Origin of the sequence: Streptomyces sp. NPDC051567 (genome assembly GCF_044454165.1) — a bacterium.
Classification (GTDB): Bacteria; Actinomycetota; Actinomycetes; order Streptomycetales; family Streptomycetaceae; genus Streptomyces.
Genome location: NZ_JBITDK010000005.1, coordinates 197,204 through 210,148, shown reverse-complemented (window position 1 = coordinate 210,148; position 12,945 = coordinate 197,204). Strand labels below are relative to the sequence as shown.

Here is a 12,945-nt window from a genome sequence, read left to right as displayed (position 1 = left end):
GGATCGGTCCGGTAGGGCGGCGCGGGGTGGGGAATCCGCCGCGATCCGGACTCCCGGCCGCATCTGACCTTCCGCCAGAATGGAACGTGTTCTACTCTGGCCCGCGACCGGACGGCGGCGCGGCGCGGAGGGCGGCGGTATCCGTATGGGCATCGGGATCACACGGGAACAGCGGGAGCTGGCCGGGGCCGTGCGCGGCTGGGTGGCGCGGGCGGCGCCCCCCGGGACGGTGCGCGAGCTGCTCGACGACCCGCCGCCGGCCGGGACCCGGCCCGCCTACTGGGACGGGCTCGCCGCCTCCGGACTGCTCGCCCCGCACCTGGAGGGCGGCACCCTGCTCGACCTCGCCGTCGTGGTGGAGGAGACCGCGCGGGCCGCGCTGCCGGGGCCGTACCTGCCGAACGCGCTCGCCTCCGCCCTGCTGCGGCGCGCCGGGGCCGGGCCGCTCGCCGCCGCGCTCGGCACGGGGGAGCGGATCGGCGCGGTCGCGCTCGGGCCCGGGAGCCTGAGCGCCACCCCCGCCGGGGACGGCGCCCACCTCCTCGACGGGACCGCCCCGCCCGTCCTCGGCGCGGGCGGGGCCGATCTGGTGCTGCTCGCGGCCGGGACCCCGGACGGGACCCGCTGGTTCGCGGTGGACGCCGCCGCGCTGGAGATCCGCAACCACGAGAGCGCCGACCCGACCCGGCCCACCGCCGAGGTGCGGGCGCACCGGGTCCGGGTGGAGCCCGGCCGCACGCTGGCGGCCGGCCCGGCGCTGGTCCGGGACCTGGCCTGCGCGCTCTTCGCCGCCGACGCCTGCGGCACCGCCGCCTGGGCGGTGCACACGGCCGCCGGGCACGCCAGGCAGCGCGAGCAGTTCGGCAGCCCCATCGGCCGGTTCCAGGGCGTCAAACACCTCTGCGCCGACATGCTGCTCCGCCTCGAACAGGCCCGCGCGCTGGCCTGGGACGCCGCCCGCGCCGTGGACGGACCCGCGGGAGACGGACCTGCGGGGGACCCCTCTGCGGCGCACGGGCCCGCCGCGCACGGGCCCGCCACGCGCGGGCCCGCCGGGGCCCGTTCGCTGGCCGCCGCGCTCGCCGCCGCCACCGCGCTGGACGCCGCGTACTCCTGCGCCAAGGACTGCATCCAGATCCTCGGCGGCATCGGCTTCACCTGGGAGCACGACGCCCACATCCGGCTGCGCCGGGCCCTCGTCGCCCGCCAGCTCCTCGGCACCGGGGACGGGCACCGGGACCGGGCCGTGCGGCTCGCGGCGGGCGGCGCGCGGCGGGAGCTGCGCCTGGAGCTCCCCGCCGGGGCGCAGGCGCACCGGGCACGGGCCCGGGCCGCCGCCGGACGGGCCCGCGGCCTCGACCCGGCAGGGGCCCGGCGGGTCCTGGCCCCCACCGGGTACGCGGCCCCGCACCTGCCGCCCCCGTACGGCCTGGGCGCCGGACCCGTCGAACAGCTCGTCGTCGAGGAGGAGCTGAGGGCCGCCGGGGTCACCCTCTCCGGGATCGGGATCGCCACCTGGGTCGTGCCCGCGCTGCTGGCCCACGGGACGCCCGCGCAGCGCGAGAGGTACCTCCCGCCCACCCTGCGCGGGGAGCTGAGCTGGTGCCAGCTCTTCTCGGAACCGGAGGCGGGCTCGGACCTGGCCTCGCTGCGGACCCGGGCGGAGCGGACCGGGGACGGCGGCTGGCGGATCAGCGGACAGAAGGTGTGGACGAGCGCCGCGCACCGCGCCGACTTCGGCGTCCTGCTGGCCCGCACCGACCCGGACGCGCCCCGTCACCGGGGGCTCGGCTACTTCGTCGTCGACATGCGCCGGACCCCCGGCATCGAGATCCGGCCGCTCCGCGAGATCACCGGTGACTCCCTCTTCAACGAGGTGTACTTCGACGGCGCGCCGCTCCCGGCCCAGGCCCTGGTCGGCGCGGCCGACGGCGGCTGGCGGGTGGCCCGCGACACGCTCGGCCACGAGCGGGTCCACATGGCCGACCAGGTGGCCTTCGACAGCGGCCTGGAGGCCCTGATCGCCCGCGCCGCCGGGCTCGACGGGCTCGACGGGGCCTGCGGGGCCCGGATCGGGGCGCTCGCGGCCGAGGCGCACGCGCTGGCCTGCATCGGGCTGCGCACCACGCTCCGGCAGGTGTCCGGACAGGCGCCGGGCGCGGGGGCCGCCGTACGCAAACTCCTCCAGACCACGCACCAGCAGCGGACCGCCGAGCTCACGCTCGAACTGCTGGGCCCGGCGGGCGCGGTGCGGGAGGGGGCGGGGGAGCGGGCGGTGCACGACCTGCTGATGTCCCGCTGCCTGACCATCGCCGGGGGCACCACACAGGTCCAGCTCAATGTCGTCGCCGAGCGCATCCTCGGCCTTCCCCGGGACTGAACGATCAGCCCCTCCCTGTTCCAGGACCGCAGGACCGCAGGACCGGACGAAAGGACGGCGGGTGCGTGAAGTCGTACATCGTGGGCGTCGGCATGACGAAGTTCGAGAAGCCGGAGTCGAGGGACTGGCAGTACTGGGACATGGTGCGGGAGGCCGGCTCGGCGGCCCTGGCGGACGCGGGCGTCGCGTACGGACTGGTCGAACAGGTGCCGGTGGGTTACTGCTTCCAGGCGTCCACGGCCGGCCAGCGGGCCGTCTACGAGCTGGGGCTGAGCGGGGTCCCGGTCTACAACGTGAACAACAACTGCGCGACGGGCGCCACGGCGCTGATGATGGCCCGGCAGTTCGTGGCCGGGGGCATGAGTGACTGCGTGCTGGCCGTGGGCTTCGAGAAGATGCGCCGCGGCGCGCTGGGGAGCGGGGCGGGCGGCGGGGACTTCGCGGCCTCCCCGGTCGCCCGCCACTACGGGATCATGGCCGCCCGCCACGGCTTCGCGGCGTCGCCGCCGACCGCGCAGCTCTTCGGCAACGCGGCGCGCGAGCACATGGAGCGGTACGGGACCACGGCCGCGCAGCTCGCGGCGGTCGGCGCGAAGAACCACCGGCACTCGGCGGACAACCCGCGCGCGCAGTTCCGGGAGGTGTACTCGGTGGCGGACGTCCTCGCCGCGAAACCGGTCCACGACCCGCTGACGCGGCTCCAGTCCTCGCCCACCTCGGACGGCGCGGCGGCGGCGCTGGTGGTGTCGGAGCGGTTCGTGGTGGGGCACGGGCTGCACGACCGGGCGGTGGAGATCGTGGCCCAGGCGATGACGACGGACACGCGGGCGTCCTTCGCCTCCGGCTCCTGCCTGGACGTGGTCGGCAAGCCGATGACGGCGGCGGCGGCGCGGCGGGTCTACGAGGAGTCCGGGCTCGGGATCGAGGACGTGGACGTGGTGGAGCTGCACGACTGCTTCTCGGTCAACGAGCTGCTGACCTACGAGGCCCTGGGCATGTGCGCGGACGGCGCCTCCGGGAAGCTGGTGGAGAGCGGGGCGACGACGTACGGCGGGCGCTGGGTGGTGAACCCCTCGGGCGGCCTGATCTCCAAGGGTCACCCCCTGGGCGCCACGGGCCTGGCCCAGGCGGCGGAGCTGGTCTGGCAACTGCGCGGCGAGGCGGGGCTCCGGCAGGTGGCCGGGGCGCGGGTCGCCCTGGCCCACAACATCGGCCTGGGCGGCGCGGCGGTGGTGACCCTCCTGCGCCGCCCGTAGCCCCGGGCTACGGGCCCGCCAGGGCGGGGTCCACCACCGTCTCGCCCCGGGCCGCGCGGCGCAGCGCCTCCGCCAGGTCGTCGACCGGGCCGTCCCGCAGGACCAGGCCCGCCGCCCCGGCGGCGAGGGCCGCGTCCCGCAGGCCGGGGTGGGCGGAGCCCGTCGTGACCAGGACCCGGCACTGCGGGTCCTGGTCCAGCAGGGCCGCCACCTCGGCGACCTCCTCGACCAGGGCCACCTCCGGGCGGGCCGTGGCCGAGGCCACCACCTCGATGTCCGGCTGGAGCCCCAGCCGGACGGCCAGCGGCGGGTCCGGCGGCTGGATCAGCACCCGCAGCGACCTGGCCGGGCGCGGGTTCACGGGCATCTCGTCCACCGGCCCAGGGTAGGGCGGACGCCGTCGCCCGGCTCCGCACCACGCCTGGCCCGAAGTGCGTCTGACGTGACGTCAGCACTCTTCCCAACTGCCGGGAGCTGCGTTATACATTCCCTCACCGGCCCTAGAACCCGTTCTAGAACCGTGCTCCGAAGTCCGTTCCGGAGCCCGTTCCGGAACAGGTTCTGGAACGGGCTCCGGAGCACGGCGGGGCCGGTCCCGCAGACGACCCCGGTGCGGCCGACGGTGCGGACGGCCGCACCGGGGTCTTCGACAAGGAGCACAAGGAGCAGCGTCCCCATGCCGATCGATGCCGCCAAGGCCCTCGCCGCCGGACCCCGCCACGGGGAGATCCACTGGGACCACAAGGACGTCCAGCTCTACCACCTCGGCCTCGGCGCGGGCGCCCCCGCCACCGACCCCCGGGAGCTGCGCTACACCCTGGAGTCCCGGCTCCACGTCCTCCCCAGCTTCGCGACCGTGGCCGGGGCCGGCATGGCCATGCTCGGCGGGCTCTCCGCACCCGGGATCGAGGTCGATCTCGCCTCCGTCCTGCACGGCGGACACGCCCTCACCCTGCACCGGCCGATCCCCGTCACGGGCCGGGCCACCACCACCTCTACGGTCGCCGCCGTCCACGACAAGGGCAAGGCGGCCGTGATCGTGCTGCGCTCCGAGGCCACCGACGCCGAGGGGCCGCTGTGGACCAGCGACGCGCAGATCTACGTACGCGGGGAGGGCGGGTTCGGCGGCGAGCGCGGGCCCTCCGTCCGCTCCGAGCCCCCCGCGCGGGCGCCCGACCTGACCGAGGAACGCCCCGTTCGCGAGGAACAGGCGCTCCTCTACCGCCTCTCCGGTGACTGGAACCCGCTCCACGCCGACCCCGAGTTCGCCCGGACGGCAGGCTTCGACCGGCCGATCCTGCACGGCCTGTGCTCGTACGGGATGACCCTCAAGGCGGTGGCCGACACCGTGCTCGGCGGGGACCTCTCCCGGATTCGCGCCTACCGCACCCGCTTCGCCGGGGTCGTCTTCCCGGGCGAGACGCTGCGCATCCGGATGTGGCGCGAGCCCGGCCGGGTCCTGGCCGAGGTGAGCGCCGTCGAGCGGGACGACGCACCGGTCCTCGCCGACACCGTCGTCGAACACGCGTAGGACGGACAGAAGGACGGACAGAGGAACCGGCAAGAGGAACCGGCAAGAGGAACCGGCAGAAAGACCGACAGAAAGACCGGCAGAGGAACCCACCGGAGGAGCCGCACCGTGCGCGCAGCGCTACAGAGCCTGATAGGCCAGGACAAGCTCGACATCGTGGACGACATGGAGGCCGTGGGCCCCGGGCCGGGCAGGGTCCGGGTCCGGATCAGGGCCACCGGCCTGTGCCACTCCGACCTCTCCGCGATGAGCGGCGTCCTGCCGCAGCCCGCCCCCTTCGTCCCGGGCCACGAGGGCTCGGGGGTGATCGACGAGGTCGGTGACGGGGTCACCGGCCTGGAGCCCGGCGACCGGGTCCTGATCTGCTGGCTGCCGCCGTGCGGACGCTGTCCGGCCTGCCGGCGCGGTCAGGGCCACCTCTGCCTGGAGAGCCTGGCCAACGCGGGCACCCCCAACTTCCGCCGCGCGGGCGGCGACGTCTTCGGCTTCGCCGGGACGGGCACCTTCGCCGAGGAGGTCGTGGTCGACGCCAAGTGCGCGGTGCCGATCCCCGACGACGTGCCCTTCGACATCGCCGCCCTGATCGGCTGCGGCGTCACCACCGGCCTCGGCGCGGCCGTCAACACCGCCAAGGTGGAGGCCGGTTCCTCGGTCGCCGTCATCGGCTGCGGCGGCGTCGGCATCTCCGTCGTGCAGGGCGCCCGGCTCCAGGGCGCCGCGCAGATCGTCGCCGTCGACCCGGTGGAGTCGCGGCGCGGGGCCGCGCTGCGGTTCGGGGCCACCGAAGCCGTCGCGCCCGACGCCCTCGACGACGCCCGGCGCCGGATCACCGCCGGGGAGGGCTTCGACTACGTCTTCGAGGTGGTCGGCAGGTCCACGACCGCGCGGACCGCGTACACGATGACCCGGCGCGGCGGCACCGTGTGCGTGGTGGGCGCGGGCGCCATGGACGACACCTTCGGGATCGACATGTTCTCGCTCTTCTTCGACGAGAAGAAGATCCTGCCGTCCATGTACGGGGGCGGGGACGTGCTCCGCTCCTACGAGCGCACCATCGCGCTGTGGCGGGCGGGCCGGGTGGACCTGGCGGGCCTGATCACGCACCGGGTACCGCTCTCCGGGATCAACGACGCCCTCGACCAGATGCGTACGGGCGTGGCCCTGCGCACCTGCATCGAACTCTGACCCTGACGTTGACGTTGACCTTGATTCCGACCCAGGTTCCGACCCAGATCCCGACCTCGACCCTGCTCTCGATCCTGACCGCTCCCGGGAGGAGTCCGGCACATGTCACTGCCACTTGAGGGGCTGTCCGCCGTCGTCACGGGCGCGGGCCGGGGGCTGGGCCGGGCCGAGGCGGTCGAACTGGCGCGGCTGGGTGCGAGCGTGGTCGTCAACGACTTCGGCCGGCCCGGCCGCGACGGCTCCGGCGACGCCTCGGCCGCCCCGGCGCGGGAGGTGGCCGAGGAGATCCGCGCCGCGGGCGGCCGGGCGGTGGCCCACCTCGGCGACGTCGCCGACTTCGCCCAGGCGCGCGACCTGGTCGAGCTGGCGGTGAGCAGCTTCGGGAAGCTCGACGTCCTGGTCAACAACGCGGGCATCCTGCGCGACCGGATGATCTTCTCGATGTCCGAGGAGGAGTGGGACTCGGTGATCCGGGTCCACCTCAAGGGCCACTTCAACACCACGCATTTCGCGTCGGCGCACTGGCGGGCGCGGGCGAAGGCGGCGGGCGGACCGGTCTACGGCCGGATCGTCAACACCTCGTCCGAGGCGTTCCTCGGCGGCTCGGCCGGCCAGCCCAACTACGCGGCGGCCAAGGGCGGCATCGTCGGGCTGACGACCTCGACCGCGCTGGCCCTGGCCCGGTACGGGGTGACGGCCAACGCGATCTGCCCGCGCGCCCGCACCCGGATGACCGAGGACGTCTTCGCGGGCTTCCCGCCCCCGCAGGACGGCACGCTGGACGCCCTCGCCCCCGAACACGTCTCGCCGCTCGTCGGCTACCTGGCCTCGCCCGCCGCGGCCGGGGTCAACGGACAGCTCTTCGTCGTGCACGGCGGGATCGTGGCCGTGATGGAACGGCCACGGGTCGCCGCCCGGTTCGACACCACGAAGGAGGCGTTCTCCTACGAGGAGCTGGACGGGCTGCTCACCGCCCACTACGCGGCCCGCCCGCCGGGCGAGACCTTCGCGGCGGCGGAGGTGTTCGGCCTGAAACACCGCTGACGGGCAGGGACCGCTGACGGACGAGCACCGCTGACGGGCGGGTGGGGGGCGTGCGGGTGGGGGCGGCCGGGCCCGGCCGCCCCCTGTTCCCGGATTCCCGATTCCCGATTCCCGGATCTCCGGATCTCCGGTTTCCGCCGGGCGGCGGTCAGACCTCCGCGAGCGGGGCCTGCTGGAGCGGGACCGGGCGCGGCGCGGTCTGCGGGGGCGGCTCCAGGCGGACCGGGGGCGGGGCGGCCGGCAGGGTCGTCGCGAGCAGACCGCAGGGCACGTCCGGGGTCGCGTACGGCAGGCGCAGGCGGCCCTCCGGGGTCCACAGGCCCGTACCGCCGAGCCACCCGGCGGGGGCGCCGAGCCGGAAGAGCCGCCGGTCAGCGGGGCGCCACAGGGCGAGGGCGCCGTCCGCCAGCCGCAGCGCCACCCCGCAGGACTCCGGCATCAGGGCCTGGCCCGGCTGGACGGCGAAGGGCACGGCGGTGGCCCCCTCGGTCCGCAGGCACTCCGGGAAGCGGACCGGGAGCGAGCTGCCCAGGACCCCCCAGCCCAGCCGGGGCGCACCCGGCGCGTCGGAGCGGATCAGCAGCAGCCCGCTGTCCGGGTCGGCGAGCAGCAGCCGGTCCTGGCTGTCCCGGGTGATCTGGAGCAGCGGGGAGACCTCGCCGCCCCGGCCCAGGTCGACCGCGACGGTCTTGACGCCGCCCTCCAGCTCGCGGTCCAGGGCCAGCAGCCGGCCCGCCCGGTCCAGCCAGACCCCGCCGGAGCACCGGCCCGGGACCAGGGCGACCCGTTCGGGACCGAAGGCGCCCCCGGTCACCTGCCAGACGGTGGTCGTGGTGGCCCCCACGGCCAGGGCGAAGGCGCCGCGCCCGTCCGGGGACGGCGGCAGCAGGGCGACCCGTACGCCCTCGCCCGGGTCCAGGGCGCCGAGCGGCAGCTCCCCGGTGCGGGGCCCGGCGTCGGCGCCGCCCGTCGGGTACAGCAGCGCGAAGCCGTGCCGGGCGGCGACCCGGCGGTGGATCAGCACCCGCCCGTCGGCCAGCGGCAGCACCTCGCTGTCGGCCTCCTCGGGCTGCGCGAGCGGCAGCGGCACCGCGTACGGCTCGGGCCCCGACAGGGTCCACCGCTCCGGATAGCGGGCCTCGCCGGTCCCGGCGAGCCGGGCCGCGTACGAGCCGTCCGCGGCGATCGTGAACGCGGTCGCCGTCGTCATCTCGATGGCACAGACAGTCATCCGTGCGTCACCTCCGGTGAGGAAGCTAGTTTTCGCACTTCCTGCCGAACAACACGACCACTCCCGCTTCACACATACGGGTGTCCGCCCGGCGGTTCGGCGGGAGGGCGGCGGGAGAGTGTGCTCTGCCGATACCGGGGCGTTCGGGGCGCGGGGCCACGGGCGGGGTGCGGGCGGGGTGCGGGCGGCCGTGGGGGAGGTGCGGGGAGGCGCCGAGGAGATGCGGGGGAGGCGCGGGGGGAGGCGCGTCCGCCCCGGTCGCGGGGCCCGGAACCGGGCCGGAGCCCCGGCCCGGCCCGGGAGCCCGGCCGCCGCCCGGCCGCGCGCGGCCGACCCCGGCATCCGTCGGCGTCCGTCGGCATCCCGTCGGCGGGGTCAGGCCCCCGCCGGGTCCCTGGGCCGGTCGCCACGGACGGTAGCCTTGGCCCGTGCCCCGTCTCTCTGAAGTCACCGCCGCGCTGGACGCTCTCTGGCCCCCCTCGCGGGCCGAGCAGTGGGACGCCGTCGGAACCGTCTGCGGCGACCCCGACGCCGAGGTCTCCCGGGTCCTCTTCGCCGTCGACCCCGTCCAGGAGATCGCCGACGAGGCCCTCGCCCTGGGCGCCTCCCTGATCGTCACCCACCACCCCCTCTACCTGCGCGGCACCACGACCGTCGAAGCCGGCACCTTCAAGGGCCGCGTCGTGCACACGCTGATCAAGAACGACATCGCGCTGCACGTCGCCCACACCAACGCCGACACCGCCGACCCGGGCGTCTCCGACGCCCTCGCCGGCGCCCTGGACCTGCGGATCACCGGCCCCCTGGTGCCCGACCCGAGCGACCCGGCGGGCCGTCGCGGCCTCGGCCGGATCTGCGAACTGGACCACCCCGAGACCCTGCGCGCGTTCGCCGCCCGCGCCGCCGCCCGGCTGCCGCACACCGCGCAGGGCGTCCGCGTCGCGGGCGACCCGGACGCCCTCGTCCGTACCGTCGCCGTCAGCGGCGGCTCCGGCGACAGCCTCCTCGCACAGGTCAGGGCCGCCGGGGTGGACGCCTTCCTCACCGCCGACCTGCGCCACCACCCGGTCTCCGAGGCCCGCGAGCAGAGCCCGCTCGCCCTCGTCGACGCCGCCCACTGGGCCACCGAGTGGCCCTGGTGCGAACAGGCCGCCGCACAGCTCGACGCCATCTCCGAGCGCCACGGCTGGGGTCTGCGTACCCATGTCTCGCGCACGGTCACCGACCCGTGGACGGCGCACGCGCCGTCCGTCACACCCCCTTCCCTCCCTGGAGCCCCCAACTGAACGCCGAGCCCGCCGACCAGATCCGACTTCTCGACGTCCAGGCCCTGGACGTGCGGCTGTCCCAGCTCGCGCACAAGCGCAAGTCGCTGCCCGTGCACGCCGAGGTCGACTCCCTGACCAAGGACCTGTCGCAGCAGCGCGACCTGCTCGTCGCCGCCCAGACCCAGGCCAGTGACGCCGCCCGCGAGCAGACCAAGGCGGAGCAGGACGTCGACCAGGTGCGCCAGCGCGCCGCCCGCGACCAGCAGCGGCTCGACTCCGGCGTCGGCGTCTCGGCCCGTGACCTGGCCAACCTGCAGAGCGAGGTCGTCTCCCTCGCCAAGCGCCAGGGCGACCTGGAGGACGTGGTCCTGGAGGTCATGGAGCGACTGGAGGCCACACAGGCGCGCGTCACCGGGCTCACCGGGCGCATCGCCACCCTGGAGGCCGAGCTGTCCGACGCCACCGCGCGCCGCGACGCCGCCACCGGCGAACTCGACGCCGAGGCCGAGAAGATCGTCAAGGACCGCGCGGTCATCGTCACGTCGATGCCGTCCGACCTGATGGCCCTGTACGAGAAGATCCGCGCCAAGCAGGGCGGCGTCGGCGCCGCCCGCCTCTACCAGCGCCGCTGCGAGGGCTGCCGCCTGGAGCTCGACCTGGCCGAGGTCAACGAGATCAAGTCCGCCGCGCGGGGCGAGGTCGTGCGGCACGAGAACTGCGGTCGCATCCTGGTCCGTACGGCCGACTCGGGCATCTGATGCCGCGCTTTGTCGTGGAGGCGGACGGCGGCTCCCGGGGCAACCCGGGACCCGCCGGCTACGGCGCGGTGGTCCTGGACCCGGTGACGGGCGAGACGCTGGCCGAGCGCGCGGAGTCCATCGGCGTCGCCACGAACAACGTGGCGGAGTACAGGGGCCTGATCGCCGGTCTGGAGGCGGCGCGCGAGCTGGCCGCCGACGCGGTGGTCCTGGTCCGGATGGACTCCAAGCTGGTCGTCGAGCAGATGTCGGGCCGCTGGAAGATCAAGCACCCGGACATGAAGCCGCTCGCGGCCCGGGCCGCGAAGGTGCTGCCGCGCGCCCAGGTGACGTACGAGTGGATTCCGCGCGAGAAGAACAAGCACGCGGACCGGCTCGCCAACGAGGCGATGGACGCGGGCAAGCGCGGACGGCAGTGGGAGCCCTCGGGCTCCTCCGCCGCCCTGGACCGCGGCGCGGCGCGCACCCTGGCCACCCCGCCGCCCGCGGGCCCGCCCGGGGACGCGACGGCGGGCGCCGCGGCGGTCCGCGCCGCCCTCGCCGCGCCCTCCCCGGCCGCGCCCGGCGCGGAGGCCGGGGCCGACACCCTGTTCGGGACGGCCGGGGCCACCACCCCGCCCCCGGTGGCGGTGCCCGCCACCGGCCCGCTCCCCACGTCCTGCGGCACACCGGCCCCGGGCTGGGGCCCGGACCTGGGCACCCCCGCCACCTTCGTGCTGCTGCGCCACGGCGAGACCGCGCTCACCCCGCAGAAGCGCTTCTCCGGCAGCGGCGGCACCGACCCCGAACTCTCCCCGGCCGGCCTCCGCCAGGCCGCCGCCGTCGCCGAGGCCCTGGCCGCGCGCGGCACCGTCCAGAGCGTCATCAGCTCCCCGCTGCGCCGCTGCCGCGAGACCGCCCAGGCCGTCGCGGACCGCCTCGGCCTCGACGTGACGGTCGAGAAGGGGCTGCGCGAGGTCGACTTCGGGGCCTGGGAGGGGCTCACCTTCGCCGAGGTGCAGGAGCGGTTCCCGGAGGACCTCCAGGCATGGCTGGCCTCCCCGAAGGCGGCCCCCACGGGCGGCGGCGAGAGCTTCATGGCCGCCACCCGCCGGATCTCGGCCACCCGGGACCGGCTGCTGGCCGCCCACGCGGGCCGCACGGCCCTGCTGGTCACCCACGTGACCCCGGTCAAGATCCTGGTCCGGCTGGCGCTGGGCGCCCCGCCGGAGTCGCTGTTCCGCATGGAACTCTCGGCGGCCTCGCTCTCGGCCGTCGCCTACTACGCGGACGGCAACGCCTCGCTGCGACTGCTGAACGACACCTCGCACCTGCGCTGACACCCGTCCCGGAGCGGAGCAGTGCAGAGCATACGAAAGCCGCCCGGACCGGGGTCTCCCCCGGTCCGGGCGGCTTTCCGCGCACCGACACAGGCTGTACGGCGCACTCACCATGGCGCCGCTGGCCTCTCGTGTGTCGATGGCCGCCGTGCCCGGAAACCACGGCGAAGCCGTGAGGATCAACGGCAAGGACGTGACACGCTACGACGACTCCCACGACACTGAGTCCCTGATCTCCGTCCGTGACGCCCTGGCGCTGGACCCGGAACGCTTCGGTCACGTCGAGTTCTTCGTGCCGGACACGGACGAGCTGACCGTGGTTGTCGACCGCTCTGGGACGACCGTGGCCCATGCCCACGGGCACCAGTGGCGTCCCGGCCGGCACTTTGAGTGGTGGAAGGGTCAGGCGTTCAACAAGGCGTCCGCGATGCACCAGGCCGACCTTCTCCTCCAGCCTCCGGCAATGGAGAGCGAGTCGACGTGGTGGCGACACGCGAAGGGGACGACCGGGGCGCCGGGCCTGATGATCGCGGTCACGAAGGACGGCCACACTCCCGTGAAGGAGATGGTCCGGTGACCTCCTACGACTGGGATCTCCTTGACGACCCGCAGGTTCGCCGTGTCACCATCGATCTGGTGGGCCGGAAGGTCGGTACCGAATACGGGCTCGCTCTGGAACGGGACGACGCCCGGCAGGAGGCCGCGCTTGTCGTCGCGAAGAAGGCTGGTGAAGCTCGCGAGATGCTCGCGGGCGGTCCTGGCCTCCTACACCGCTGGCTGTGTCAGCAGCTCCGGAATATGTGGCTCACGGACCTTCGCCACCAGTCTCGGCACCTGTCCTACGAGGCGGCCCTGAACGGGGCCGACTATGTGGACGGGTACGACGAGCTGGAGGTAGCCGCGTAAGCGGAGGTGCGGCGTCGAGCAGTTGAATACGGCCAGGCAGGAGGCGCCAGTGGCTGATCAACTGCTC

General features: G+C 75.1%; 12 protein-coding genes. 10 read left to right on the top strand and 2 right to left on the bottom strand.

Translation table 11 applies throughout. From position 1 onward, the window contains the following. Positions 1 to 145: 145 nt before the first annotated feature. Entirely contained in the window at positions 146 to 2,380 is a 2,235-nt protein-coding gene (locus tag ACIA5F_RS08605) for an acyl-CoA dehydrogenase (protein WP_399350800.1), read from the top strand. 65 nt (positions 2,381 to 2,445) lie between these two features. After that, positions 2,446 to 3,636, top strand: coding sequence for a lipid-transfer protein (locus tag ACIA5F_RS08600; protein ID WP_399350585.1), 1,191 nt, complete (start codon positions 2,446 to 2,448; stop codon positions 3,634 to 3,636). Between the two features lie 7 nt (positions 3,637 to 3,643). On the opposite strand, the gene ACIA5F_RS08595 is transcribed toward ACIA5F_RS08600, so the two are convergent. Further along, positions 3,644 to 4,003: a DNA-binding response regulator gene (locus ACIA5F_RS08595; protein ID WP_399350799.1), complete on the bottom strand. Its 360-nt coding sequence runs from the start codon at positions 4,001 to 4,003 to the stop codon at positions 3,644 to 3,646. 309 nt (positions 4,004 to 4,312) lie between these two features. Between ACIA5F_RS08595 and ACIA5F_RS08590 the strand changes: the two genes are divergently transcribed. The 3 genes from ACIA5F_RS08590 to ACIA5F_RS08580 all read left to right on the top strand — a co-directional run bounded on the left by ACIA5F_RS08590 (position 4,313) and on the right by ACIA5F_RS08580 (position 7,396). Beyond that, the gene (locus ACIA5F_RS08590; RefSeq protein ID WP_399350583.1) at positions 4,313 to 5,167 is read left to right on the top strand and encodes a MaoC/PaaZ C-terminal domain-containing protein; all 855 of its coding nucleotides are present in this window, start codon (positions 4,313 to 4,315) and stop codon (positions 5,165 to 5,167) included. Positions 5,168 to 5,275: 108 nt separating this feature from the next. Next, positions 5,276 to 6,352, top strand: coding sequence for a Zn-dependent alcohol dehydrogenase (locus ACIA5F_RS08585; RefSeq protein ID WP_399350581.1), 1,077 nt, complete (start codon positions 5,276 to 5,278; stop codon positions 6,350 to 6,352). A 102-nt stretch (positions 6,353 to 6,454) separates the two neighbouring features. After that, on the top strand, positions 6,455 to 7,396 hold the full coding sequence (locus ACIA5F_RS08580; RefSeq protein WP_399350578.1) for a 3-oxoacyl-ACP reductase: 942 nt from the start codon (positions 6,455 to 6,457) through the stop codon (positions 7,394 to 7,396). A gap of 148 nt (positions 7,397 to 7,544) precedes the next feature. Here the strand turns inward: ACIA5F_RS08580 and ACIA5F_RS08575 are convergent, their stop codons facing one another. Then, positions 7,545 to 8,627: a hypothetical protein gene (locus ACIA5F_RS08575; protein ID WP_399350576.1), complete on the bottom strand. Its 1,083-nt coding sequence runs from the start codon at positions 8,625 to 8,627 to the stop codon at positions 7,545 to 7,547. 428 nt (positions 8,628 to 9,055) lie between these two features. Here ACIA5F_RS08575 and ACIA5F_RS08570 point away from each other — a divergent pair, with 428 nt between their 5' ends. The 5 genes from ACIA5F_RS08570 to ACIA5F_RS08550 all read left to right on the top strand — a co-directional run bounded on the left by ACIA5F_RS08570 (position 9,056) and on the right by ACIA5F_RS08550 (position 12,878). Then, positions 9,056 to 9,913 carry a Nif3-like dinuclear metal center hexameric protein gene (locus tag ACIA5F_RS08570; RefSeq protein WP_399350574.1) on the top strand — a complete coding sequence of 286 codons (858 nt, stop codon included), beginning with the start codon at positions 9,056 to 9,058 and terminating at the stop codon, positions 9,911 to 9,913. After that, the gene (locus tag ACIA5F_RS08565) at positions 9,910 to 10,653 is read left to right on the top strand and encodes a zinc ribbon domain-containing protein (RefSeq protein ID WP_399350798.1); all 744 of its coding nucleotides are present in this window, start codon (positions 9,910 to 9,912) and stop codon (positions 10,651 to 10,653) included. The genes ACIA5F_RS08570 and ACIA5F_RS08565 overlap by 4 nt, the downstream gene beginning before the upstream one ends. Beyond that, on the top strand, positions 10,653 to 11,972 hold the full coding sequence (locus ACIA5F_RS08560) for a bifunctional RNase H/acid phosphatase (RefSeq protein WP_399350572.1): 1,320 nt from the start codon (positions 10,653 to 10,655) through the stop codon (positions 11,970 to 11,972). The genes ACIA5F_RS08565 and ACIA5F_RS08560 overlap by 1 nt, the downstream gene beginning before the upstream one ends. A 139-nt stretch (positions 11,973 to 12,111) precedes the next feature. Then, entirely contained in the window at positions 12,112 to 12,549 is a 438-nt protein-coding gene (locus ACIA5F_RS08555; protein WP_399350570.1) for a hypothetical protein, read from the top strand. Further along, a complete protein-coding gene (locus ACIA5F_RS08550; protein WP_399350568.1) occupies positions 12,546 to 12,878 on the top strand; it encodes a hypothetical protein in 333 nt (110 codons plus the stop codon). The genes ACIA5F_RS08555 and ACIA5F_RS08550 overlap by 4 nt, the downstream gene beginning before the upstream one ends. The last annotated feature ends 67 nt before the right edge of the window (positions 12,879 to 12,945 follow it).

What these genes read in the sequence shown, in the direction of transcription:
- ACIA5F_RS08605 (WP_399350800.1), top strand. Translation starts at nt 146, where the DNA reads ATGGGCATCGGGATCACACGGGAACAGCGGGAGCTGGCCGGGGCCGTG.
- ACIA5F_RS08595 (WP_399350799.1), bottom strand. Translation starts at nt 4,003, where the DNA reads ATGCCCGTGAACCCGCGCCCGGCCAGGTCGCTGCGGGTGCTGATCCAG.
- ACIA5F_RS08590 (WP_399350583.1), top strand. Translation starts at nt 4,313, where the DNA reads ATGCCGATCGATGCCGCCAAGGCCCTCGCCGCCGGACCCCGCCACGGG.
- ACIA5F_RS08580 (WP_399350578.1), top strand. Translation starts at nt 6,455, where the DNA reads ATGTCACTGCCACTTGAGGGGCTGTCCGCCGTCGTCACGGGCGCGGGC.
- ACIA5F_RS08575 (WP_399350576.1), bottom strand. Translation starts at nt 8,627, where the DNA reads ATGACTGTCTGTGCCATCGAGATGACGACGGCGACCGCGTTCACGATC.
- ACIA5F_RS08560 (WP_399350572.1), top strand. Translation starts at nt 10,653, where the DNA reads ATGCCGCGCTTTGTCGTGGAGGCGGACGGCGGCTCCCGGGGCAACCCG.
- ACIA5F_RS08555 (WP_399350570.1), top strand. Translation starts at nt 12,112, where the DNA reads ATGGCCGCCGTGCCCGGAAACCACGGCGAAGCCGTGAGGATCAACGGC.